We start from the raw sequence: 24,401 nt of genomic DNA on the forward strand, positions 1-24,401 counted from the left end.
AGCAATTAAAAAATAATAAGGTTATGGGGTGTAAATATGGATAATATGTTTTGTTTTCAATGTGAGCAAACTGCTTGTGGAAGTGGGTGTACAAAAGTAGGGGCATGTGGAAAGCAGCCTGATGTTGCAAATAAACAGGATAAACTTACATGCAAACTCATAGAACTTGCCTATGCTTCTGAAGGAAAAAATAGAGATAAGGCTGCAGATGAAGTTATGATGGAAGGTTTGTTTTCAACTATTACCAATGTAAATTTTGATGGATCAAGGATTGATGAAATTATAAATGCAGTAGAAGTACAAAGTGAAAAATTTAAATCTGACAGCAAATTCCATTTTGATGTACTTTGGGATGGAGATGCTGATATTATATCACTTCGCTCTACACTTCTTTTTGGAATTCGTGGTATGGCAGCATATGCATATCATGCCTATAAACTTGGTAAAAAAGATGAAGAAGTTATGGATTGGTTCTATAAAGGTATGAGAGCAGTTGGAGGAACTCATTCAGTAGAAGAGTGGTTGAACATTCTAATGGAATTTGGCGGTGTCAACTTAAAGTGTATGGCATTATTAGATGAAGCTAATACATCTGCGTATGGACAACCAACTCCTGTAAAAGTAACTACAAATGTTGAAAAAGGTCCATTTATAGTTATTACAGGTCATGATTTATATGATTTAAAGATGCTCCTTGAACAGACAGAGGGAAAAGGAATAAATATATATACCCATGGAGAAATGCTGCCTGCACATGGATATCCTGAGCTTAAAAAATATAAACACTTAAAGGGTAACTTTGGTACTGCATGGCAGAATCAGAGAAAGGAATTTGACAATATTCCTGCACCTATATTGTTTACAACTAATTGTCTTGTACCTCCAAAGGAAAATTATTCAGATAGAATATTTACTACAGATGTTGTAGCATTCCCTGGACTTAAACATATTACGGCAGATGAAAATGGAAAAAAAGATTTTAGTGAAATTATAAATAAAGCACTTGAACTTGGTGGATATACTGAGGACAAAAATTTTACAGGTATAAATGGTGGAAGTGTACTTACAACTGGATTTGCCCATGATGCAGTGCTTGGTGTGGCAGATAAAATAGTAGAGGTAATTAAAAATGGAGGAATCAAGCACATATTCCTGGTAGGAGGCTGTGACGGAGCAAAACCTGGAAGAAACTATTATACTGAATTTGTGAAAAAAGCGCCAAAAGATAGTCTTATATTAACTCTTGCCTGTGGAAAATATCGTTTTAATGATTTGGATTTAGGAGATATTCAAGGTATTCCACGTATTATTGATGTTGGTCAGTGTAATGATGCTTATTCTGCTATACAGATTGCTTTAGCACTTGCAAATGTATTTAAATGTGGAGTAAATGATTTACCTCTTACACTAGTACTGTCATGGTATGAACAAAAAGCTGTATGTATATTGCTTACCTTATTGTCCCTTGGAATCAAAAATATTTATGTAGGACCTTCTATTCCGGCATTTTTCTCATCAAATGTGTTGAACGTTTTAGTTGATAAATTTAGCATAAAGCCTACTACAACAGTAGAGGACGATTTAAAAGCTATATTGAAATAAGATAGAATATCTATAGAGAGTTTCTAAGTAGAAAGTTTACTTATACAAGCCATATACTAATAAAAATCATCACACTAAAAACTTTCTATAAGTCTAAAGCTCGGTATTTTGAAAATCTAAAGAAATTTATATAAACTCGTACCTCAGACATATATAAGCTTCTAAGATTTTCTAAAATACCTCACTAAGACTTATAAAAAAAGTTTTTAAGTGTGATTTCAATTTTATTAGTATTATTTTATGTATAATTTAAAATTTCAACTAGAATCGCTATATATAGATTTTTAAGTTAGAAAACTTACATATATAGGGCTTTCAATGTAAAAGCTAACTTATACTAGGAAATTCCTAGCATAAACTAATGAATTAAGTTTATCCTTTCATTACCTTTTCAAACCTAAAAAAGTTTTCTCCTCCTGGTGAACTCTCATCCTCTTTTGTATGTGTTTCAGGATGGTTTTTATTTAAATATTCTAAAATTTTAAATCCACATTTATTCACATAAAAATGAATATTATGGATTAAATTTACCGTAAATTATATCTATGTCTTTAAATAAATTTTAAATATATTTTCATAAAAAGTAAAAGGACGCAGTCCATATACATTATCCTTTTTATATTCTCAAAATAATTTTATACACATAACTTAATTAAACAATTTTAATAAATATATCTAATAAATTGAAAGTTATGTTATTGGGTTTAAAAATTCTTTGATATAATATTATGTAGGTTATTTACATTAATATAAAATAGATTAAAAAGTATAATCGATTGAGATTATTTATAGAAGGGTAGAGAAGGATGAATAAAATATTAATTGTAGAGGATGATCCTAAAATCAATAAAATGGTACAAACTTTATTGAAAAAAAATGAATATGAAGTAGTAGCTGCGTTTTCTGGTACAGAGGCGCTTTTATTATTAGAAAAAGAGTCTTTTGATTTAATTTTATTGGACTTAATGCTGCCAGGATTAAGTGGGGAAGAAATTTTAGTGAAGATTAACGAACAGTTCCAAATTCCTATTATATGTGTATCGGCAAAAGATGATTTAAACACTAAACTTGAATTGATTCGAGATGGGGCAGATGATTATATAACAAAGCCGTTTAACAATGAAGAATTAATTGTACGGATAGGTGCAGTATTAAGAAGAATGAATAAGGGTATGACCATAGATAAAACCAACATATTCCGATTTAAAGATCTGATTTTAGATAGTGAAAATCATATTGTAACTATTAATGATGAGCCTATTGAACTTACTGCAAAAGAATATAGTATATTAGAATTATTAATTAGTAGCCCCAGGAAAGTATTTACCAAGCAGAATATATTTGAGAGTGTTTGGTCTGAAGAATATATTATGGATGAAAGAGTGGTAACAGTACATGTTAGTAATTTGCGTAATAAATTGAAACATGGAGAAGAATATATAAAAACAGTTTGGGGAATAGGATATAAAATGCAAGATAATTAATTGATAAAACTTGATACTTTCTTGATAAATTCTAAATTCTATTTTAATACCTTTTATTTATTATTTAAATATAGCATTAGATAATACTTTATTTTAGAAAGAAGGAGGTAAAAATATATGAGTTTAGTATTACAAACTAATGATTTAACTAAAAAATACGGAAAACAAATAGCTGTAAATAAGGTTAATCTTAATATTAAAAAGGGCGATATTTACGGTTTGATAGGGAAAAATGGTGCAGGCAAAACAACAATTATGAAAATTGCCTGTGGACTCATTTATCAGGAACAGGGGGATATTCAACTGTTTGAAAGTAGCAATTTAGAAAAGGCCAGAAAAAGAATGGGATGTGTTATTGAACAGCCAGCACTTTATCCTGACATGACAGCAAAGCAAAACTTGATTTATTATGATAAACTGCTTGGTATTACAGACTATAGTAATGTGGATGAGGTCCTAGGTTTGGTTGGTTTACAAAATACAGGTAAAAAGAAAACTAAAGCTTTTTCTCTTGGCATGAAACAGCGTTTATCCATTGCAATTTCCTTATTAGGTAATCCTGATTTTCTTATCCTAGATGAGCCTATTAATGGATTAGATCCCTCTGGTATCAAAGAAGTTAGAGAATTACTATTAAAACTAAATATAGAAAATGAAATTACTATTTTAATTTCCTCTCATATTTTAGGGGAGCTTGCTAAGCTTGCGACAAAATATGGAGTCATACATAAAGGAGTACTTATTGATGAATTTCAAGCAGTAGAATTGGAAGAACGCTGCAAAAAGTGTCTTACCATTGTAGTGAATAATTCTGAAAAAGCAGCTTACATTTTAAAAAATAACATCAACATCTCAAATTTTAAAGTATTTGATGAAGGAAAAATTTGCATTTATGATTGCTTGGATATACCAGAACAAATTAATAAAGAATTGGTTGAGAATGGTATTTTAGTATCAAGGATTTGCTTAGAAGGCAATGATATAGAAGGATATTTTGTAAAGTTGATGGAGGGCGATAAGTAATGATGAATGTAATTTTTAGTGAATTTTATAAAATATTTAGAAGCAGGATTTTTTATGCTGTTTCAATTATATTGTTAGGAATGAATGTTATTGCCTTTGTTTCAGTGTCTACTGCGACAAAATCCCAGATGTTAGGAACAGGAATTTCTAGTTATCAAGAATCTTATAGTGTAGATTTTATTTTCTATATCGTTCTCATATTTGTGGCTTGTATGATTACTGCTGAATATGCCAATGGCAATATACGACAAATGACTTGCCATGGAATAGCCAGATGGAAATTAGTTCTTGGACAGTATATAGCTATGTCTTCTGTTATTACAATAGTTTTATTAGGTTTTGGCATTTTAAATTTATTATCAACTATAATGCTATTTCAACTAGGACAAGTTGATGCGGCTGCATTTATTCGAATGAATATTGGAATGATTTGCATGTTTTGGGGTACATCAGGAATTGGTACTTTTTTGGCTTATTTATTAAAAAATGAAGGTGTTACAATTATAGTTTCTATTTTGCTAGTGGCAAGCAGCAGCTTCATAGTAAATCTGCTTACTTTGCTAACAAAGAACGATGTTTTTAAAAAATACTCTCTTACAAATATGCGTAATACCATAGTTAGTTTTAATTCAAAACCAGAGGATGTTGTGAATTATTCAATTGTATTTTTGTTAATTGGAATAATTACAGTTTTTGGATCTAGTTTATTATTCTCAAAGAGAGATGTAGATTGATTGACAAGAAGGAACAAAAATATGTTTAGATAAATCATAAATTCTTTGAAAATGTATGGTAAAGAAGAGAGGAGAGAATATTTTGGATATATTAAAAACAGAAAATCTTTCGAAAATTTATGGAAATGGTGATACAAAGGTTACTGCATTAGATAACTTGAATTTGAGAGTAGAAAAAGGCCAATTTGTTTCAATTATTGGACCAAGTGGATCGGGAAAATCTACACTTCTCCATATGCTAGGGTGTGTAGATCATCCTACAAAAGGGAAAATATATATAGATGAAACAGATATTTCGGCTATGAACGAAACAGAGTCTGCTTTATTTCGCCGACGAAAAATAGGATTAATATATCAATCTTATAATTTAATTCCTACTCTTACTGTGGAGAAAAATATGCTTTTACCTATGTTATTAGATAATGTGAAACCAAAGAAAGAAGAATTTAATAATATTGTGGAAATGCTTGGTTTGACGGAAAGACTTAATCATTTTCCAAATCAGCTTTCTGGTGGTCAGCAGCAAAGAGTTGCTATAGGACGAGCACTAATGTGTAAGCCGTCTATTATTTTGGCAGATGAGCCAACTGGTAATCTTGATAGAAAAAACACCAAAACAACTATTGATCTTTTAAAACGTTCAAACAAGGAGTACAAGCAGACAATTGTTATGATTACACATGACGAAGAAATTGCCACCTTAGCTGATAGAAGTATTAAAATTGTTGATGGAAAAATAGTTTCAGATGAGGTGATAGGGCAGTGAAAATAATGAATGAATACACCTATAACCAAATAAAAAAGAATAAGAGGCATACAATCTCTATATTAGTGGCTATAACAATTGCATCGGCTTTGCTATGTTCGCTTTGTATATTTATTTACTCTATGTGGGGAGCAAAGGTAACATCAACAATTAAAAATGGAGGTTATTGGCAAGGAGAATTAAGAGAGGATATATCTGGAGATAAACTTAAAAAAGTTCAAAAAGATCCAGCTGTTAAAACTACAATGGTTAAAGGAACTTGGGTTACTGCTAAGCTTTCTGATACAAAACTTCCATATTTTTTAATGAGAGATGCAGATGAAAATTTTTGGCACGATATGAATTTGAAAAATGAGCTTATACACGGCAGGCTTCCTAAAAAAAGTGGGGAAATAGTGGTATCAAAATTATTTTTTACAGATAATCCTGCATACAAAATTGGTGATAAGCTAACGCTTCCAATAGGAAATAGAATGTTAAACAATAAAGTACTTAAAACTCAAGCTTATAAAAGGTTAGGTGAAACATTTAAGGTAAATGGAACTAAGACTTATACAATAGTTGGTGAATTAGACATTTCAGGAAGTTCAGCTTATCCAGGGTATATTGCAATGGGATATTTAAACATTTCAGATATCAAACAAAATGACAAACTAACTGTTTATATGCTCTTTAATAATCCGTATAAAATATATAAAACATTGCCACAAATCGCGCAATATTCTGGAGTAACTAAAGATAAATATGGAAAATATAATGTTATGTATAATAACCAATTGCTAAATTTATATGGAATTAGTAATAACAGTGACGCAAATACCCAATTTGTTCTAATTATGGCTATAGTAATAATTTTATTTTTACTAGTCATGGGCACGTTTATTCTTATTATTTATAATGCATTTTCACTATCTGCTAATAGCAGAATTAAGGAATTGAGTATTCTAAAAAGCTTAGGAGCAACTCCAAAACAAATTAAATATTCTGTTCTTTATGAAGGATTTTTGCTATGGCTTATTCAATTACCAATTGGTTTAATTGCAGGATATGTTTTTAGTTATGGTGTATTTTCTAAAGTCAATAGAATTCTTAGTGTTGAAAAAGGTTATAGTAACATACATGTTTCTTTCTCATTCATAGTAATTGCTTTTTCAGTAATCATCTCATTAATTACTGTTTTAACCTCTGCATATATTCCAGCAAGAAAAGTGGCAAAAGTGTCAGCTGTTTCTGGAATACGTCAGAATATCAAAATGGCAAAAATAAAAAATCATTCAATGATTAAAAAAATATTTGGTATAGAAGGTGAACTAGCAAGTTCTCAAGCTTCAGCCAATAAGAAGAGTTTACGTACAGCTACCTTATCTATTTCAATATGTTTTATTTTAATAGCAGCCTATATTAATATTATTTCAATATATAAATTGGCGAATTCTAAGAACGAGAAAATAGTTAGCCATGACATTACCCTTAATTTAAATACTATTGATGAGCCAAATGAAAAAATGATTAATAAAATTATATCTCTACCTGAAGTTAAAGACAGTGTAATTAGAAGGCAAGTACGTACATCAACTTATTTAGCATCAAATCAGGAGTCAAAAATTTTTGCTAAAGCTGGTGGATTTGCTGGAGTTGACTACAAAAAGTACAACGTATTAAAACAAAATGGCAGATATAGAATTATAGTGAATTTAGTAGGATTGAATGATGAAGCCTTTAAGAAGTATTGTGGAAAAATTGGTACTAATTCGGGAAAATATTATAAAAAAGATATAGCAACAGGTATACTATTAAATAGCACACATTATAAACCAGATAATTCTAATGAGGTGAAACTATTACCTTTGTTAAATACAAAAGCTGGAAGTAAAATGCTTTTATATGAAAAAGTAGAAGATAACATGCAAACAAATAATAAATTCAAGATTAAAGTAGGTGATGTTACAGGAGTTTCTCCAAGTGACATAAAAACTAATAGATACAGTTTAGCTTTAATTATTCCTATGAAAAATTATAAACAGATAGTTGGTAATTTTTCATTAAGTCGTGAGCTTGAAGCTAATATAATGTCAATTGATTTATTAGTGGGAGATAAGGCAAGTCCAAATGTAAAGAAAAAGCTAACACAAATTTGTAATTCCTACTTAGGATCGCAGGATTTTACAATATGGAGCTTAGTAGACGAAAAGCATCATGGAGAGCTTGTTCAGAAAGCTATTTCAATTAGCGTTTTTGCTGTTGCTTTAATGATTGGAATAATTGGCATTTTCAATACATTTTCAACTGTTTCAAATAATATTAGACTGCATAAGAAAGAATTTTCTATGCTGCGATCAGTTGGAGTAACACCTAAAGGATTAAATAAAATGTTGACATTAGAAGGTCTATTTTTTGCATTGAAACCAATTATTATTGGCATTCCAGTTGTATTTATCATTTGTTTTTATATGTTGAGATTAACATCAATAACGTGGAATGAATTTATAGTTGTTTTTCCAGGTACGGCAATTTTGGTTTATGTTATGATAATATTTATGTCTATATTTATGTCATATTGGATTTCTTCTAAATCAATTAAACAAAATAATATTATAGAGGCAATGAAAGATGAAGTAGTATAATTTTAGCTTTTGTATAGGCACAAGGTAGTTAATATAAAGGAGTTAATATGAAAAACATTTGGATAGTTACAACTTTTTTGTCCCTTTTCATGCTTGTCATGCTTATTTTTTATCATTTATATTATCGCATGAATATTAAACATATTACAAAACAATTAAAGGAAATTATGAATATAAAAGATACCAATGAACTTTTGACGGTAGTAGTAAAGCAAAGAGATATTGGGGAGTTGGTTAATCAACTCAATAATTTAATAGGAGATATAAGAATGTCTCGTATAAAAATTAAAAGATTAAACAGAAATTTTAGACAGAGTATAACTAATATTTCTCATGATTTACGTACACCATTAACAACTGCTAGTGGATATGTTCAAATGCTCCAGACAAATGTTACAGAGGAAGAATACCAAGAGTATTTAGCAATAATACTAGAACGGCAGAATATGGTTAAGATACTACTAGAACAATTATTTGAGTATGTACGTATTGAATCAGGTGATATTACTTATGAACATGTGCCTATAGATGCAAAAAAAGTTTTGGTAGATACACTTGCCATGTACTATGATGATTTTTATAAAAAGGGACAAGAACCAACTGTTCATTTGCCAGAAAAACCATGTATAATACAGGGAGATGAACAGGCAGTAAAAAGGATATTTTCAAATATTTTATTTAATGCAATTGTACATGGTAATGGAGGATATTGCTTTAAAATCCATGAAGCAGACAGTAGTTATATATTTACTTTTTCTAATCTTAGTGAACCTATGACCAGGGATGATTTAGATTATATTTTTGAACGTTCTTATACAAAAGATAAATCTAGAAATAAAAAAACTACAGGATTAGGGCTTACGATAGCCAGAGAAATTACTGGATGGTTAAATGGAACAATAGAAGCTTCTTATGATGATGGCAAATTCTCAATATCTATTTTATTACCTAAAATTTAATAAATATATAAAAGTGATGTAGTTTGGCTACGAAAATAATTTTGTGTACACATTATGAGCAAAAGGGGCTGTCGCACTAAAGTAAATACTACAATATGTTGTATTGATTTCTAATTCACAAGTCAACATATCGTATGTAAATTGCTTAGTGCCACAGCCCCTTGAAATTATATTTACAAGTTAAGGCATCTATATATTTTAAACGTATTATAATTTTTTATAAAATCTATTGACGTCTCATAGCTGCTATCTGTCGTCAGTTAACTGCAATGACATCTTTGTAAGAGACAAAATCTGGAGAGTAGCAAACTAAAAATTTTTTATTTATTTAATAGATTTTTTAAGCTTATAGGGGTAATTGGAGCATCCGTGTAACCAGGGGCAAAGTAGAAATAAAAATATTTACGGACTTAAACTAAGTACATATTAACATTTATTTTAATTTTTATGACAGATTTTTTTCAGCATAGATCTTTGATTTAAAGAAGAAAAACATTATTATTAAAATCGTAAGTAAAGGTGAAATGTATTCAGGTACTTCAACATGAAACCCTTCAAGAACCATAACAATGCCGAGACATAGCACCGAGTACATAGCACCATTTTTGAGATAAATATATTTTTTAATTTTCTCTATACTTCCCATTGTAATCTTTCTAACAACAATAGCACCAATCCCATTACCCAATATAATTAATGGGATTGACATTGTAAATGCAAATGCTCCTAAAACTCCATCAATTGAAAATGTAGTATCTATTATCTCCAAGTATAATATTTTACTTATATCTGACATTTCGCTAGTATTGTCAATTAACTTTTTTTCGTTTTCTTCAGCATTTTTTTTAAATCCATCGGTTATAAAAAAGGCAGATGATCCAATTACAGCCGATAAAGCAAGTACTGGATTGTATTTTAAAGCTGCTGCTACAATACCAACTAAAATAACTGAAACAACAGCATAAAACCAAGTACCATTTTTTAGAAAGAATTCTTCAGTTGCAAGTCCTAAATGCTTATCTTCAATAAATAACCAATGGAGAAACAAGAATACAAGAAACACCCCGCCTCCAAGCATAAGTATAGGTGTTGAATATTCTATTGATTCTATTATATGTGGATCATTTGAAAAAGTTGCAGTTAATGCTCCAATAGGACCAAGAGATTGATTTGTAGCCCATACAATAGCCCAAGGTAATAATCCTCTTACTATAAATACTGCAAATAATATTCCATATAATAAGAACCATTTTTTTGCCTTTTCAGACATGGTTGATAAAACTTCAGCGTTTATTACAGCATTATCTATACTTGAAACTACCTCAAATAAACATAAGCCTATTATGATCAAAATAATTGATATAATTCCCATAAAAATTGATCCTTTCAAATAAAAAATTCAGGTTTTTGATAACACTTATTATAACATAACTCACAAAATATCATACATTGGCTCTCTATTTTTTTAAGTCTTTTATTTTGATATATGAATGTGATATATTGCTTTGAACTATAAAGTTTTTAGCCTTTATTACTTCTTTATCTGTATCAAATATTTGAATCACTTAATAATGTAAATAAGGAAGATTCATGTTATAATTCTAAAGAATAGATATGGAGGTTTTATTAATGGGCGAAAGACTGATGATAGTTGAAGATGATGAGGCAATTGCAAACATATTAAAGGAACACCTTGAAAAGGAAGGGTATGAAGTTAATTGGGCATCAAGTGGCAAAGAGGGGTTAGAAGATTTTAAAACATATGAATTTGCACTTGTAATGATAGATATAATGCTTCCCGAAATGGATGGTTTTACTCTTTGTAAAAATATAAGATGGATAAATGAAGATATACCTGTAGTGATAATAAGTGCAAAGCAAACAGAAATGGATAAAGTGAAAGGATTAAAGCTTGGAGCAGATGATTATATAACAAAACCTTTTAGTTTGATTGAAGTTTCTGCAAGAATTGAAGCACATTTAAGAAGGTATAAAAAGGTAGATAGAGAATCTGCCGTAAATGGAATATTAAAATTTAAAAATGGACTTATTATAATACCTGAAGAAAAAAAGGTTACTGTGAATGAAAAAGAAATTCAAATGACTATAAAAGAATTTGAACTTTTAAGTCTTATGGCACAAAATCCCAATAAGGTATTTTCAAAAGAAGAGTTATATCATCACATATGGGAGAGTATGGATGTTGAAGGAAACAATACTGTAACTGTACATATAAAAGAACTTAGAGAAAAAATAGGGGACAGTAGTAAAAATCCTACTTTTATAAAAACTGTATGGGGGGTAGGTTATAAGTTTATAGGAGAAAAGAGTATTGGTTAAATAGGGGGGTGAAATTATGGATTATAAAATTGTTCTAATACTTGCGGCAGTAGGATTTTTAATATGGATAGTGGCTGATATAAGCCAAATACGAAGTGATAATATGAGAATGAATGCAACTTTGAATAGGATTGCTAGAAAGATAGGAGCATTTGATACATTAAAGGATGAATTAAAAAAGCTTATTTTAGAGAATGAAAGAATTAAAGCAATTAAATTATATAGAGAGTCTACAGGGTGCGGTTTAGTTGAAGCCAAGAAATATATCGATAGTTTGAAAGAAGAACTAAATAAGGATCAAGATAGGCATGAATAATATAATTAACATGTGATTTCCAGAATGTGTAGGAGCTGTTTTTAAAATAGATGAAATGGATACATTAATTTACTAACTAGTTTTTAACAAAATATAAGAAAGTTGTATCATAATGTGTATTTTTGCAGGGTGATATGGCTTTTTTCTTAATTATAAAGAAATTATTAAGTTTTATAAAGAAATAAAAAGTATTTGTATAATGATATTGTACAGGTTAGGAGAAAGATATGAAATTAAAAAAGTGGCTTATATTATCTCATTTAGCAGTTATGTTGACCCCTATAATTTTAGCTTTAATCTTGTTTGTAATTATAAATGGTTACAACAGAAATACACAGGTTATGAATTATATATCTACCATGGGCAAATTTAAGGCATATGAGAAAGTACTTGATGATCCAAATATATACGATGGAAGCTCTTTAATGAATAAAAAATTTGTAATGGATGAAGATAAAAGTTCTGTTGCAATAGAAGTATATAATGCAATGGGTCAGCAGATATATTCATCAGATGATAACATGTTAGGATATATTGACAAGAGTGAACTTTATTCTGATCTATATAAAATACAAACAGGAACTAAAGCCAATACTTTGAAAATGCCTGTATTTAAAGATAGTAAATTAGTTGGACTTTATAAAATAGTTATGACAAGAGATGACTTTATTGAAGCTGTAAATTATAGAACTGTTTTAGTCATTTTATGTTTTATATTTATGGTTTTAGTTGTATTCGCATTAGTAGTAATTCTTTTAAATAAAAAGTTTAATAAGCCTATCAAGCTCTTAATAGAAGGTATGAATAAGTTTGCTGTTGGAGATGAGGATAATTTAAATTACAAATGTAGTGATGAAATAGGAGAGCTCATAAACCACTTTAACAATATGAAAAATGATATTGAAGAAAAAAGAAAAACTATAGAACTTCAGCAAAAATCTAAGGAGTACATGATATCTGCAATATCTCATGATTTAAAAACGCCACTTACTGCAATAAGAGCTTATGCGGAGTCAATGGAATGTGAAGAAGGCCTGGATATGAAAGATTTAAAAAATAAAGTTTCTATTATACTTCACAAAAGTGATTATATGAAAAACATGATAGATGATCTAATGATGTACAACCTCCTTACAACAGATTATAAAATGAAGTTTGTAGAACTTGAAGGATCAGAATTATTTGAAATGCTTTTCTCAGGATATGACAAGTCCTGCGAAAAAAAGGAAATAAAACTTACTTCAAATATAGAAGTAAATGGCAAGTACAATGTAGATGTGAGACAAATGACAAGGGTAATAGATAATTTAATGGCAAATGCGTTTAGGTATACAAAAGAAGGAGGAGCCATATACATGGGAGCATTTTCACCTGATGAGGAACTTCCTAATTGGCTTGAAATTAATTTCCAAAATGAGATAAGAAGCTGGAAAGAAAAAAGGCTTTTGATTTTAATCAAAAATGAAGGAAGTGGAATTAAAGATAAGGAAAAGGAAAAAGTGTTTATGCCATTTTATCAAAGTGATGATTCTAGAAGTAAAAATATGTGGAAAGGTGTAGGACTTGGATTAAGTATTGTACGACTTGTAATACAAAAACATGGTGGTGAAGTAAAAGTATTTTCAGAAGAAAGCAGTACTGTTTTTATATGTGCTATACCTATGATTAAAAATTAAACAGATATTGAAGGGAGAAATTTATTATGAAAAGGAAAATTATAGCAATACTGACTATGGGGATATTAACAGCAGGTATATTTAGTGGATGTGATGGACTAAAAAAGGATACTATAATACCAGGAGATGTTATAAGTAAGGCTATGACTGCCTATGAAAAGCCTAAATCCTATTACGGAGAGGCAAAGATGGAGAACTATGAAAATGGTAAGGCAGTTATGAATGGTACTATAAAGGAATGGACAGATAATTCAAACAATAAAATAAGAAGGCGTGTAGAAGTTGACAACGAATCAGGTAAAGTGATATCTACAAGTGATGGAGGCAAAATGCTCATATACATGGAAAAAGAAAAAAAAGCAATGACTATGAAAGCAGATGGCGATTTAACTGAAAACAGTGTTGATTATAAATCTCAACTTATGAAGGAACTTAACGCAATATCAAAAACTCATACTTTGATTTATAAAGGTGAGGAAACTGTAAATGGATTTAAAACTTACCACATATTTGCTAAACCAAAACAGGAAAAGAGTTTAATAGGAGAAGTGAATTTTTGGATAGATAAGGACAATTGGTTCTTAGTAAAAAATACGTCGGAAAATGCTAATACCAAATCAAGTATGGAGTATACAAAGCTTGATTTTTCACCTAAGTTTGATAATAGCTTATTTACCCAAAAGCTACCTTCTGATGTTAAGATAGAACAGATTGATGAAAAAGTTAATCAAAATAAAATTGATATGAAGCAAGCAGAAAAAATAGCAGGAAAACCTATATTAACTTTAAATGAAAAGTCCGGATATAAATTGAAAAGTATTACCTACTTGGATGCGAAGGCAGTTAAGCACAAAGAGATAAATCAGACCTATGAAAAAAATGGAGCAGAAGCCTTAGTTCTTACAACTATCATTTTTGATGATAACAAAATACCCTCTAGTAAAGACGATTTAAAACTTGATGGGGAAAAAGATATTACTATAAGAGGTAAAAAGGGAACTTCTATGGAGGATAATGTAAAAAGCATATCATGGAGTGAAGATGGCTTTAATTATGATATGCTCATACAAGACCCTTCTATGAACATGGAGCAGGCAAAGAAAATAGTAGAGAGCTTGGAGCATTCCAAATAAAAAGCAAACAGAGACAAGGGATAAATTATATCACTTGTCTCTATTTTGATTACTTATAAAAAATTTAAATTATAAGTAATGTGGCGGCTGTAATAGGAACTAAAAGCATTGCAACTTTTAATATTGGTATAGGTACTCGTTTTGTAAATTTAGCACCTATATAGGAACCTGTTATTGTACCTACAACTACTTCAATAAGAAGATGTATATCTAAATATCCTAAGTGATAATATCCTGCTCCTCCAGCTAAAGCAATTGGTATAATTACCATCATAGTAGTCCCTACAGATTGACGTACTGACATACCTAGAATAAACATCAATCCGATTTGAATAAAACAAGCAGATCCTATGCCAAATAAACCTGAAATGGTACCTGTAACAAGTCCTATTCCACAGGCACGTATCCAAAAACTCATGCCATTAGGTAAAGAATTTTTATCCTGAGAAGAATGTCTTTTTTCTATAATAAACATACGAATCCATAAAATTAAGGCTGATAAATATAACATCCCTGAAGTCATCCATTTTAGTTCACTGGCAGGTATAATTGCAGAGAAATTAGAGCTAGTCCAAGATCCAATAGCTCCGAAAATTCCTACGGCAAGTCCCACTTTTAGTACAGCATCGCCTTCTCTATAGTGACTAAAAGCTCCAGATATGGATGAAAAGATCATTGCAGCTAAAGCAGTTCCAAGGGATACATGAATGGTAAAACCAAAAATTACAGTCAAAATGGATATTATAAATCCAGATCCACCTGCCCCTACAAATCCAAGTGCAATTCCAACTATGAACATTACAAGTATTATCTGTACTGCCAACATCATTCCTTCTTTCAAAGTAAATATGAAAAAAACTTAACATAATGTTTGCATTATACCATATTTTAGACGTAATATTAAAGTATGTAATAGAACTAAACGATTATTAAAAAGATGATAATTGTATTAAGTATAAATTGCTAATAGCTTTAGACCTGGAAATGGAAGGTGTTAATATATGATTGAGTGGTACAAACGCTCCTGGAGTGAAATAGTAAAGGAATTAAATAGCAATACATACTATGGACTTGATGAAGATCAAATTACCCCTCTTAGGGAAAAGTATGGGAAAAATCACATTGTTATGCCGAATAGTAAAGGTTTGTTTCATCTTACTATGGTGCAGTTTAAGGAGATATGGGTTATATCTTTAATTTTATTTGCTGCCATATTTTCCTACTTAGGTATGTTTATACAGACATTTTTGTCGCTGCTTATAGTATTTTTAAATATTTTTGCTGTAGCACTAGAACAATATAAGGAAGAAAGAAATTTTAAAGAGCTGAGAAAATTAAATTTTGGAACAGCTAGGGTAATAAGAGATGGAAGAACTATGAGGATACCTTTTGAAGAATTGGTAGTAGGAGATATAGTTATAGTTGAACAGGGGCAATTAGTACCAGCTGATATGAGAATTATAGAAAGCAATGATTTAAAAATAGATGAATGCTCCGTTACGGGAGAAAGCTTTATATCCGAAAAATATGAATCTAAAATAGATGATAATGAACTGACACTTTCAGATATGAAAAATGTATTATTTAAATCATCTTCTGTTGTTTCAGGAGATGGTACAGGGATAGTTATAGCTGTGGGAATGGATACTCAAGTAGCTAACATGGTAAAACTTTTACTGAAAGAAGAAGCGGACAGGAAATCTTTTGGTTTTAGACTCAATAAGATTTTTAATATATTTAGTGAAATTTTAATTTTTGGTCTTTTAATTGCTGGAGGAGTATCCAATTACATATTTCATCACGAAATATATTATAGCTTAAAGAGAGTGGCAAATGTATATTTACTCTCCTTGCCTCAGACGTTTTCAGTAATAATTTTACTTATGGGAATTATTTTATTTAAAAACCTAGAAAAAAAGAACATAAATTTTAAAGATTTATCTAGTGTGGAAAAGCTTTCAGAGATATCTACTGTCTGTACAGATAAAGTTGGGGCTTTTTCTAAAAATAAAATGGATATTGTAAAAGCTTATGGAAGTACTGGATTTATTGATATTAGTGAGGAATCTTTAGAGGATGGCATACATGAAAGCTTGTATAGGATGATGCATATAGGTCTTTTATGTAATGATGTTAAATCTATAAATGGTAATATAGAAAATTCTAGAGAACATTTAGTAGAGCAGGCTCTTATAAAATTTTGTCAACAAAATGGAATGGATAAAAAAGATTTAGACAAAAGACATAAGAGAATATTTCAAATTTTATTTGATAGTGAAAGACGTATAATGACAACTGTAAATAGAATGGATGACAAATATAGAGCTCATGTAAAGGGAGCAGCGGATTCTATTATAGATAGATGTACTCATATGATGAAAAATGGTGTAGAAGTTGAGATAACAGAAGAAGATATAAAGGCTATAAAAGATGCGGATATTAGTATGGCTAATGATTGCCTTTATGTTGTAGCATTTGCCTACAGAAATTTTAACTATGAACCGAGTCCTAAAGAAAATATTGAGAGTAATTTAGTTTTTGTAGGGTTAATTGGTTTTGATAATATGCTCAAGGAAAATGCAGTAAATTCTATAAAGAAGGCCCTTTCACTTTCCATTAAGCCTATTATAATTACAGAAGATAATAAACTTACAGCTTTATCTGTAGGAAAAAAGCTAAATTTTGTATCAAGGCTTTCACAAATAATTTCTGGTGTGGAAATAGATAACATGACAGAAAAAGAATTTGAACGTATAGGAGGAAAGGTTAGTATTTTTTCTATGATAAATTCTAAGCATAAAGTAAAGATAGTTAAGACTTTAAAAAGCTATGGATATATAACTGCTATAACTGGGTGGAAGCTAACGGATTTGCCTGCACTTAAAATGTCTAATGTTGGAATAACTAATACTAAAAGCAACATAGTGAAAAAATTATGTGATATATTTACAGAAAACATGGATTTCATGAGTATTATAGATACCATAGAAGATTCAAGAAAAATTATGCATATGATAAAAAAAATGATTTTATATATTATAAGTTGTAGTACCGGTTTTTTCGCGTTTTTGATGATAAGTTTGTTGTTCGATCTTAATATTTCAAATAATATGATTGTGGAATCACTCTGGTTCAACAGCGTACTTGTATTTTTATCATCTCTAGCTCTTATGTGTCAGTACAAGGAAGAAGAAGGAGACTATGATACGTATACTATTGATAAAGATATAATTAAAGAAAACATGAGCTTTATTGTTTTTGGAGGATTTTTAATGGGAGTTTTAGCATTTGGAGTTTTCTACTTTGCTAGTATACAAAAAAATGAATTTCCGTTATTTACTTCTATTTCGTTACTAAATACCTGTGCTGTGTTGTTTGTATACAGCTTTTCAAATGAAAAATTTTTTAATAACATATATTCAAATGCGATTGTAATTATAAATGTTATTGTTCAGTTTATTGGTATATTAGTTTTAGGAAATTTTAAAATTTTATTTGACATAAATTACTGGAAGATTTTTTTAATTGGCACTGCCGTTTGGCTTATATTTTGTATGGTCTATAAATTTAGTAAAAATGAATATGTTTAACCTGTTATTTTTTGGATAATATAAAGTAACAGGAGGTGGATTTTTTGACTTTATTATATTATGATTATTACTACAATAGGTTAAGGAAGATATGAAAAGACCACTGGTGTTTTATTCTATCTCCTTGGCGTTAGGGTCTTTGTCCGCTTTAGTATTTTTAGATAATGTTTTTATAGCTGCAGTAATAGCAGCTTCTTTTTTTATAATAATGTTTTATACCTTGAAAATTAAATTTTGTATTCTAAATGCTATTTTTTTTATTTTTGGAGTGGTAAGTTTCAATATGTATTTTAATATACGGCCTCAAGATCCTTCTCAAATTAGGGTAGTGGAAAAGAAAAACTACTATTTTATAGGAGACTATAGAGGAAGAAAAATTATGCTAAAAAATAAATTGGATAAGCTAAAAGAAGGAGAGAGTATAAAGGTATATGGTAATTTTAAAAGGGAATTAAATGCACAAAAAGGTATAATAGGTACTTACTATATAAAAAAATATGAGACTGGAAAAAAAGATTTTATATACTCCATATATGAATTTAAAAGAAATATATATGAAAGGTTTAAAGAAGTCATAGGCGAAGAAAGATCAGCTCTTGTTATGGCATTATGCTATGGTGAAACTTCATACATTAGTCAAGATGAAATGCAGAAGTTTCAAAAGCTTGGAGTAATTCATGCAGTAAGTGTATCAGGTTTTCATATGGCTATAATATACCAGGTATTGGAGAGTATAGTAGGACTTAAAATAGCTGTGATTGTATCAGCACTTTATGTATTTTTTACGGGTATGGCAGCTGCAACTATGAGATCATTTATAATGATATTCTTATTCAAATTATCAAAAAAATTTTTTAAAGAATATGATAGCATATCCTCTCTCAGCTTGTCAGCTCTGATTTTAATAGCTGTAAAACCATATTATGTAGTGGATTTAGGATTTGACCTTTCATTTTTAGCAACTCTTGGAATACTTCTGTACAATGGGAAAATTTATAGAAAACTTTTTATGCTTCCACAAAAATTGGCCTCCAGTATGAGTTTAACTTTTAGTTCTCAAATATTTACTCTACCCTATATTGCTTTTACAATTCAAAATTTCAGTTGGGGATTTATGATTGGCAATTTATTTTTGCTTCCCCTTTTTTCAATTATAGTTGTTTTAGGAAATGCTGTGCTTTGTATATGCTTTGTAGAACCTTTATTTAAATTATTGTGTAAAGCTATGGAGGTTATTTTTACTGCCATAGATGGTGCCAATATGGTTGTTTTAAAACTATGTCCTGAAATTATATATTTAAAGTATATAGACGGACTTGCCTTTATTGCAGTATTTGTAAGTTTTTTAATGTATAAAAAAGGATATAGAAAATTAAAATATGTTCCAATAGTATGTTTTATTTTAGTATTTTTAGGAGTTTATGCACCATTTATGAATATAACTTTTATAAATAATGACAATGGAAAGGCTGCAATTATAAAACAGGGAATAAATAAAGTTATGATATGCAGCTATGATGACTTTCATTCCAGTTGGATAACAAATATAAAAGATGATCAGTATATAGGAAAGGTAATAACCAATCCGGTAAAAAACTTTACCTATATAATAAATAGTAATGCCTATTTAAATATAGATAATGATATGAATTCCAAACTTCATGTAAAAAATAAGGAGTTTCAAATTCTATTTGATGATGGAAATAGAAATGATATCGAAGTTTTTAGTAGAAATAATTGCATATTCATTCCTAGAATTAAATCCCAAAATAAAAATTCAACTAAAAAGTATGAGAATCCACTAGAAGGTAGTACTTCTTATGTTATAATATTTAATATGATTTTTAGAATACCTACAATATGCGATTAAAATGGAAGTGAGTAAAATTGATAGACATATTTACCTTTGAAAAAAATTTAGAAAAGGGAGATTTGAGGAATTGTTACTTGTTTTGTGGTATAGATGAACTACTTATAAAAGAAAATATAAAAGCTTTAATTAAAAAAGTTATAAATCCTAATTTTATGGATTTAAATTATATGAAATTTGATGGAAGTTCCCTTGAAAGTTTTGATCCCGTAATAAATGCCTGTGAGACATTGCCTTTTATGAGTGAAAAAAAAGTTGTACTTGTATATAGAGCTTCTTTTTTTGGTGAAGATAAAAATAAATTATCCACTGAATTTAAGACCATACACAGTTACTTGAAAAACCTACCTAAGTACTGCATTTTAATATTTTACTATGTATTTAAAAGTAAAAGGGATAAACCAGGAAGAAAAATATATAGTGTTGACAAGGACATTTGTGTTGTAAAAGCTGATAAAGTAAAGGGAAAACAGTTGGAAAATAAAGTTCAAGAATTTTTTTATGAGCGTGGAAAAGATATAAAAAAATTAGATTTGAGGATATTCTGCAGCCTTATGAGCGAAAATAATTTGAGTATAATAGAAAATGAAGTAGAAAAATTGTGTTGTTACACTTATGGAAGAAATATAGAAAGAGAAGACATGAAAAAGATGTTTTTAAGAAGTGGTGATGAGGATATATTTGATTTGGTAAATGCAATATCTGATAAAAAGATAAAAGATGCACTTTACATGTTAAATGAACTCATGTATAAAGGGTATAAAATAAGCTATATTTTATCTATGGTAGAGAGACAGTTCAACCTTCTTTTTAAAATAAAAATGTGCTTGGAAGAGAGAATAACCAAAGAAGAAATTATGAAAGAATTAAACATAAAATCAGAATATGGTTACAGCATTATGGTAAAACAGAGTAAAAAGTTTACAATAAATCAACTAAAAAAAGCAGTGGCATTGTGTTTGAATACAGAAAAGAGAATAAAGAGTTTATCTATAGATGAGAAAACTGAAATGGAACTTTTGATAATAAATACAACTGCATAATAAATAACCGGTTAAAACCGGTTTATTTATTATGCAGTTAATTTATTTAACTTAAAAGCTAACTTAGATTTATTTCTTGATGCTTTATTTTTGTGGATTATACCTTTTGATTCAGCCATATCCAAAGCTTTTACAGCTGCTGTAAAATTAACTTTAGCTTCTTCTACGTTTTTAGTTTCAACAGAAGCTAAGAATTTTTTTATAGTAGTCTTTAATGAAGACTTTATAATTTTATTTCTAAGTGTTTTTGTTTCGATAACTTTTATTCTTTTCTTTGCTGATTTTATATTTGCCATGCTTTCACCCCCTTATTAGTTTTATAGACCTCAACAGCGTTGGGGAAACTTGCTAGTGGGTCATTCTATTTAACAAATGATATTATAGCATTAAATTTCAACTACTTCAAGTAAAAAATCTTCATTAATTGTGCATTGTGAACTGTCAATTGTTAATTGAAGTTATGTGTTGGTATATTGAGTATGAAAACAGCTAATAATAAACTTATGAATTATTTTAATGTCCTATAAAAATAAAAGTTGAATTAGGAGCGGATAATATGTTTAGTGTGAGAACTGATCTAGCAGTAGAGGCAAGAGAAGTATGTAGAAAAGAAAGAGGAGAAGAAGTTCCAGGGGTAGAGACAGAGGAAAAAATTGAAGATGACATCAAAATAACATATGTTAACATAGTAGATGACGTAGGAGAAAAAGTTATGGGAAAGCCAAAGGGATCTTATATAACTATAGATATGCCTAAGTTTACCCACTACGATGGTGAAATCAGAGATAAGGTAAGTAAAGTAGTTGGAAAAGTATTATCAGGAGTAATAAAAATAGAAGATAGCGCCACGGTATTAGTTGTAGGATTAGGAAATTGGAATATAACGCCAGATTCACTAGGGCCTAAGGTTATTTCTAAATTAATGGTAACAAGGCATTTAAAGCAGCTTGTGCCTGATAAAATAGATGAAGGTATAAGGCCAGTATGTGTCATATCTCCTGGAGTACTAGGAATTACGGGAATTGAAACAGGAGAAATTATAAGGGGAGTTTGTGAAAAGGTAAAACCAGATTTAATAGTATGTATAGATGCACTGGCATCCAGAAAGATGGATAGGGTAAATTCAACAATACAAATAGGTAATACAGGGATATCCCCAGGTTCCGGGATAGGGAACAGAAGAATGGAATTGAGCCAGAAGACATTAGGAGTGCCTGTAATAGCTATAGGAGTTCCTACGGTAGTAGATGCGGCTACTATGGCCAATGATACCATTGACTTGCTTTTGGATGATCTTATAAATAAAAGTAAAGGTGGAAGTGAATTTTACAAAATGCTGAAATCTGTGGATAAAGATGAAAAACAAGGGGTTATACAAGAAATAATGGAACCTTATGGGGAAAATATTATAGTGACTCCTAAAGATGTGGATTTAGTAATGGATTCAATTTCGAAAATAATTGCTGGTGGTATAAATATAGCACTCCAGCCTGCTCTTGATTTAGAGGACATAAATACTTATTTAAATTAATTTGCACTTGTGATAATTTTAATTTCCTTTTCATATAAATTAACAGTATTAAATTTACATGAGAGGGGGGAATTGCTTTAAGAAATTTTAAAGCAGTCAAATATTGAATTACAGAAGATTTAATTTTAAAGGTGATCCTAAATTAGAAATGTGTATCTTAATGTTAACGGTAATACTAGTTATCATTTTGCCCTGCATAGCAAAGGCCAATTCGTACAGCAGCAATGTAAAGAGAAATATGTTTTATGTTGAAGTCTTAAACTATGCCATGCCAACAGTAAAGACTACTTCTTTTTCTGAAGATGATATGGCAGAAAATTGTTTTTCTATAGGAAACACTATTTTGAAGACTGTAGGGTTAGACATAAATAATCCTAAATCTCTTTTAGGAAGAGAGGTGGCTTTTTTAGGACTAGGCTATTCAAAAAATCAAGATATAAGTTTTAATGAGTTTAAGTTAGATGACAAACAGATTAAAAAAAATGGAAGTACATCTAAATCAAATACTCAAAATGATTTGAATTTGGAAAATAAGGATGTAACTGTGTATAACCCAAAACTTAAAAAAACTTTAGATGTGAGTAAACCTGAGGTGCTAATATATCATACCCATACTACGGAAAGCTATAAACCAGGAGATGCAAATAGCTTTGATACTACCCAAAATGTGTGTGCAGTAGGAGATGTAATAGTAAATGAACTTCAAAATAACTATGGGATATCTGCAATAAATGATAAAACAGTGCATGATGCAGAAGCTTATACTCAAAGTTATTCCAGATCTGCTGTAACACTTGACAAGTATTTAAAAAAGTATGGTGATTTTAAACTTATAATAGATTTACACAGAGATTCTGTAGATGATAAAAAATCAGTTACAGCCAGGATGAATGGAGAAAATATATCTAAATTTATGTTGGTTATGGCCAGAAAAAATCCTCACTTTGATAAAAACATGGCTATGGCAAATTCTATAATAGATACTTCAAATAAGCTATTTCCAGGACTTTGCAAGGGAGTTTGTTACTATAATTATGGAACAAGGTACTTTAATCAGGATAAGAGCAACAATGCAATACTAATGGAAATTGGAGCAGATATAAACACTTCGGATGAATCCAAAGCCACAGGTAAGTATGTTGCTAGGATAATAGCAGAGGTACTTAATAATAAGTGATAAATTTAAAAACTTTTGTATAAAATTAGTAGAAATGTTCATCCTTATAATAGAAACTTTATGCTTTTAAATCTAGTTTCTATGTGGGGTGATTTTTTTTGAGTAAAAAAGGTATTAGGGCTGTGATAATATTTTGCATTATGATAGTACTTTTTGGATTTGTAACTATAACAGCAGGACTTCCTAAATATATAAAAGATAAATCTAATTTTAAAATAAATTATACTGTTTCTCCCTTTGATTTTACAGTTGATGTAGGGGAGTATTCATTATGTTTAAATAATAAAATAGTTTATAATTTTGAAAACGGATCTAAACAAGTTATAAATATAGTGGGAGAAAAAGTACATTCAAGTACTTCTTATATTATAAATAAGACTTCGGAGACATTTAAAAATCTAGAAAGTAAACTCCCTAAATAATGTACTTTTCACTGCATATTTGTTATGATATAATTTACTGTAGTTATTCGTACAGAAAAGCTAGAGATTAATCAAATAATGAAAATCTTTTAACTTTTCATAGGTATTGGA

20 protein-coding genes are annotated in these 24,401 nt (G+C 29.5%); 17 read left to right on the forward strand and 3 right to left on the reverse strand.

Going from position 1 to position 24,401, the window contains the following annotated elements:
- Nucleotides 1-36 precede the first annotated feature (36 nt).
- From hcp to CLJU_RS03835, 7 genes are all read left to right on the forward strand, one after another.
- The gene (gene hcp / locus CLJU_RS03805) at nucleotides 37-1,602 is read left to right on the forward strand and encodes a hydroxylamine reductase (protein ID WP_013237439.1); all 1,566 of its coding nucleotides are present in this window, start codon (nucleotides 37-39) and stop codon (nucleotides 1,600-1,602) included.
- Nucleotides 1,603-2,408: 806 nt separating this feature from the next.
- Nucleotides 2,409-3,086, forward strand: a complete 678-nt coding sequence (locus CLJU_RS03810; RefSeq protein ID WP_013237441.1) for a response regulator transcription factor — start codon at nucleotides 2,409-2,411, stop codon at nucleotides 3,084-3,086.
- 117 nt (nucleotides 3,087-3,203) lie between these two features.
- On the forward strand, nucleotides 3,204-4,109 hold the full coding sequence (locus tag CLJU_RS03815) for an ABC transporter ATP-binding protein (protein ID WP_013237442.1): 906 nt from the start codon (nucleotides 3,204-3,206) through the stop codon (nucleotides 4,107-4,109).
- Nucleotides 4,109-4,843 (forward strand): ABC transporter permease, encoded by a 735-nt coding sequence (locus CLJU_RS03820; RefSeq protein WP_013237443.1) that lies wholly within the window; start codon nucleotides 4,109-4,111, stop codon nucleotides 4,841-4,843. Before CLJU_RS03815 ends, CLJU_RS03820 begins: the two co-directional genes overlap by 1 nt.
- Nucleotides 4,844-4,925: 82 nt before the next feature.
- Entirely contained in the window at nucleotides 4,926-5,609 is a 684-nt protein-coding gene (locus CLJU_RS03825; protein ID WP_013237444.1) for an ABC transporter ATP-binding protein, read from the forward strand.
- A gap of 5 nt (nucleotides 5,610-5,614) precedes the next feature.
- Entirely contained in the window at nucleotides 5,615-8,233 is a 2,619-nt protein-coding gene (locus CLJU_RS03830; protein ID WP_013237445.1) for an ABC transporter permease, read from the forward strand.
- Nucleotides 8,234-8,280: 47 nt separating this feature from the next.
- Entirely contained in the window at nucleotides 8,281-9,192 is a 912-nt protein-coding gene (locus CLJU_RS03835) for a sensor histidine kinase (RefSeq protein WP_013237446.1), read from the forward strand.
- A gap of 445 nt (nucleotides 9,193-9,637) precedes the next feature.
- Here CLJU_RS03835 and CLJU_RS03840 read toward each other — a convergent pair whose 3' ends face one another.
- Entirely contained in the window at nucleotides 9,638-10,564 is a 927-nt protein-coding gene (locus tag CLJU_RS03840) for a DUF475 domain-containing protein (protein WP_013237447.1), read from the reverse strand.
- 257 nt (nucleotides 10,565-10,821) lie between these two features.
- On the opposite strand from CLJU_RS03840, the gene CLJU_RS03845 reads away from it, so the two are divergent.
- The 4 genes from CLJU_RS03845 (at nucleotide 10,822) to CLJU_RS03860 (ending at nucleotide 14,657) form a co-directional block, all read left to right on the forward strand.
- Nucleotides 10,822-11,532 carry a response regulator transcription factor gene (locus tag CLJU_RS03845; protein ID WP_013237448.1) on the forward strand — a complete coding sequence of 237 codons (711 nt, stop codon included), beginning with the start codon at nucleotides 10,822-10,824 and terminating at the stop codon, nucleotides 11,530-11,532.
- Nucleotides 11,533-11,548: 16 nt separating this feature from the next.
- On the forward strand, nucleotides 11,549-11,848 hold the full coding sequence (locus CLJU_RS03850; RefSeq protein ID WP_013237449.1) for a ribosomal protein L7/L12: 300 nt from the start codon (nucleotides 11,549-11,551) through the stop codon (nucleotides 11,846-11,848).
- Between the two features lie 227 nt (nucleotides 11,849-12,075).
- Nucleotides 12,076-13,524, forward strand: a complete 1,449-nt coding sequence (locus tag CLJU_RS03855; RefSeq protein ID WP_013237450.1) for a HAMP domain-containing sensor histidine kinase — start codon at nucleotides 12,076-12,078, stop codon at nucleotides 13,522-13,524.
- A gap of 26 nt (nucleotides 13,525-13,550) precedes the next feature.
- Entirely contained in the window at nucleotides 13,551-14,657 is a 1,107-nt protein-coding gene (locus CLJU_RS03860) for a LolA family protein (RefSeq protein WP_013237451.1), read from the forward strand.
- Between the two features lie 64 nt (nucleotides 14,658-14,721).
- On the opposite strand, the gene CLJU_RS03865 is transcribed toward CLJU_RS03860, so the two are convergent.
- Nucleotides 14,722-15,480: a sulfite exporter TauE/SafE family protein gene (locus CLJU_RS03865; RefSeq protein WP_013237452.1), complete on the reverse strand. Its 759-nt coding sequence runs from the start codon at nucleotides 15,478-15,480 to the stop codon at nucleotides 14,722-14,724.
- A 178-nt stretch (nucleotides 15,481-15,658) separates the two neighbouring features.
- On the opposite strand from CLJU_RS03865, the gene CLJU_RS03870 reads away from it, so the two are divergent.
- The 3 genes from CLJU_RS03870 to holA all read left to right on the forward strand — a co-directional run bounded on the left by CLJU_RS03870 (nucleotide 15,659) and on the right by holA (nucleotide 21,160).
- Entirely contained in the window at nucleotides 15,659-18,247 is a 2,589-nt protein-coding gene (locus CLJU_RS03870) for a cation-translocating P-type ATPase (RefSeq protein ID WP_013237453.1), read from the forward strand.
- Between the two features lie 91 nt (nucleotides 18,248-18,338).
- Nucleotides 18,339-20,117 (forward strand): ComEC/Rec2 family competence protein, encoded by a 1,779-nt coding sequence (locus CLJU_RS03875; protein WP_013237454.1) that lies wholly within the window; start codon nucleotides 18,339-18,341, stop codon nucleotides 20,115-20,117.
- 17 nt (nucleotides 20,118-20,134) lie between these two features.
- Complete coding sequence (gene holA / locus CLJU_RS03880; RefSeq protein ID WP_023162895.1) at nucleotides 20,135-21,160, forward strand: DNA polymerase III subunit delta; 1,026 nt, start codon at nucleotides 20,135-20,137, stop codon at nucleotides 21,158-21,160.
- A gap of 29 nt (nucleotides 21,161-21,189) precedes the next feature.
- On the opposite strand, the gene rpsT is transcribed toward holA, so the two are convergent.
- Nucleotides 21,190-21,456, reverse strand: coding sequence for a 30S ribosomal protein S20 (gene rpsT, locus CLJU_RS03885; RefSeq protein ID WP_013237456.1), 267 nt, complete (start codon nucleotides 21,454-21,456; stop codon nucleotides 21,190-21,192).
- Between the two features lie 260 nt (nucleotides 21,457-21,716).
- Here rpsT and gpr point away from each other — a divergent pair, with 260 nt between their 5' ends.
- The 3 genes from gpr (at nucleotide 21,717) to CLJU_RS03900 (ending at nucleotide 24,290) form a co-directional block, all read left to right on the forward strand.
- Nucleotides 21,717-22,691, forward strand: coding sequence for a GPR endopeptidase (gpr, locus tag CLJU_RS03890; RefSeq protein WP_013237457.1), 975 nt, complete (start codon nucleotides 21,717-21,719; stop codon nucleotides 22,689-22,691).
- 103 nt (nucleotides 22,692-22,794) lie between these two features.
- The gene (locus CLJU_RS03895) at nucleotides 22,795-23,868 is read left to right on the forward strand and encodes a stage II sporulation protein P (RefSeq protein WP_023162896.1); all 1,074 of its coding nucleotides are present in this window, start codon (nucleotides 22,795-22,797) and stop codon (nucleotides 23,866-23,868) included.
- A gap of 98 nt (nucleotides 23,869-23,966) precedes the next feature.
- Complete coding sequence (locus CLJU_RS03900) at nucleotides 23,967-24,290, forward strand: hypothetical protein (RefSeq protein ID WP_013237459.1); 324 nt, start codon at nucleotides 23,967-23,969, stop codon at nucleotides 24,288-24,290.
- The last annotated feature ends 111 nt before the right edge of the window (nucleotides 24,291-24,401 follow it).

It is taken from the genome of Clostridium ljungdahlii DSM 13528, from assembly GCF_000143685.1.
Taxonomy (GTDB): domain Bacteria; phylum Bacillota; class Clostridia; order Clostridiales; family Clostridiaceae; genus Clostridium_B; species Clostridium_B ljungdahlii.

Bases quoted from the DNA above. Each gene is read 5' to 3' on its own strand.
- CLJU_RS03830 (WP_013237445.1), top strand. From the start codon at position 5,615: ATGAATGAATACACCTATAACCAAATAAAAAAGAATAAGAGGCATACA.
- CLJU_RS03860 (WP_013237451.1), top strand. From the start codon at position 13,551: ATGAAAAGGAAAATTATAGCAATACTGACTATGGGGATATTAACAGCA.
- CLJU_RS03875 (WP_013237454.1), top strand. From the start codon at position 18,339: ATGAAAAGACCACTGGTGTTTTATTCTATCTCCTTGGCGTTAGGGTCT.
- CLJU_RS03855 (WP_013237450.1), top strand. From the start codon at position 12,076: ATGAAATTAAAAAAGTGGCTTATATTATCTCATTTAGCAGTTATGTTG.
- CLJU_RS03850 (WP_013237449.1), top strand. From the start codon at position 11,549: ATGGATTATAAAATTGTTCTAATACTTGCGGCAGTAGGATTTTTAATA.
- CLJU_RS03845 (WP_013237448.1), top strand. From the start codon at position 10,822: ATGGGCGAAAGACTGATGATAGTTGAAGATGATGAGGCAATTGCAAAC.
- CLJU_RS03810 (WP_013237441.1), top strand. From the start codon at position 2,409: ATGAATAAAATATTAATTGTAGAGGATGATCCTAAAATCAATAAAATG.
- CLJU_RS03870 (WP_013237453.1), top strand. From the start codon at position 15,659: ATGATTGAGTGGTACAAACGCTCCTGGAGTGAAATAGTAAAGGAATTA.
- gpr (WP_013237457.1), top strand. From the start codon at position 21,717: ATGTTTAGTGTGAGAACTGATCTAGCAGTAGAGGCAAGAGAAGTATGT.
- CLJU_RS03815 (WP_013237442.1), top strand. From the start codon at position 3,204: ATGAGTTTAGTATTACAAACTAATGATTTAACTAAAAAATACGGAAAA.
- CLJU_RS03835 (WP_013237446.1), top strand. From the start codon at position 8,281: ATGAAAAACATTTGGATAGTTACAACTTTTTTGTCCCTTTTCATGCTT.
- CLJU_RS03820 (WP_013237443.1), top strand. From the start codon at position 4,109: ATGATGAATGTAATTTTTAGTGAATTTTATAAAATATTTAGAAGCAGG.
- CLJU_RS03840 (WP_013237447.1), bottom strand. From the start codon at position 10,564: ATGGGAATTATATCAATTATTTTGATCATAATAGGCTTATGTTTATTT.
- hcp (WP_013237439.1), top strand. From the start codon at position 37: ATGGATAATATGTTTTGTTTTCAATGTGAGCAAACTGCTTGTGGAAGT.
- rpsT (WP_013237456.1), bottom strand. From the start codon at position 21,456: ATGGCAAATATAAAATCAGCAAAGAAAAGAATAAAAGTTATCGAAACA.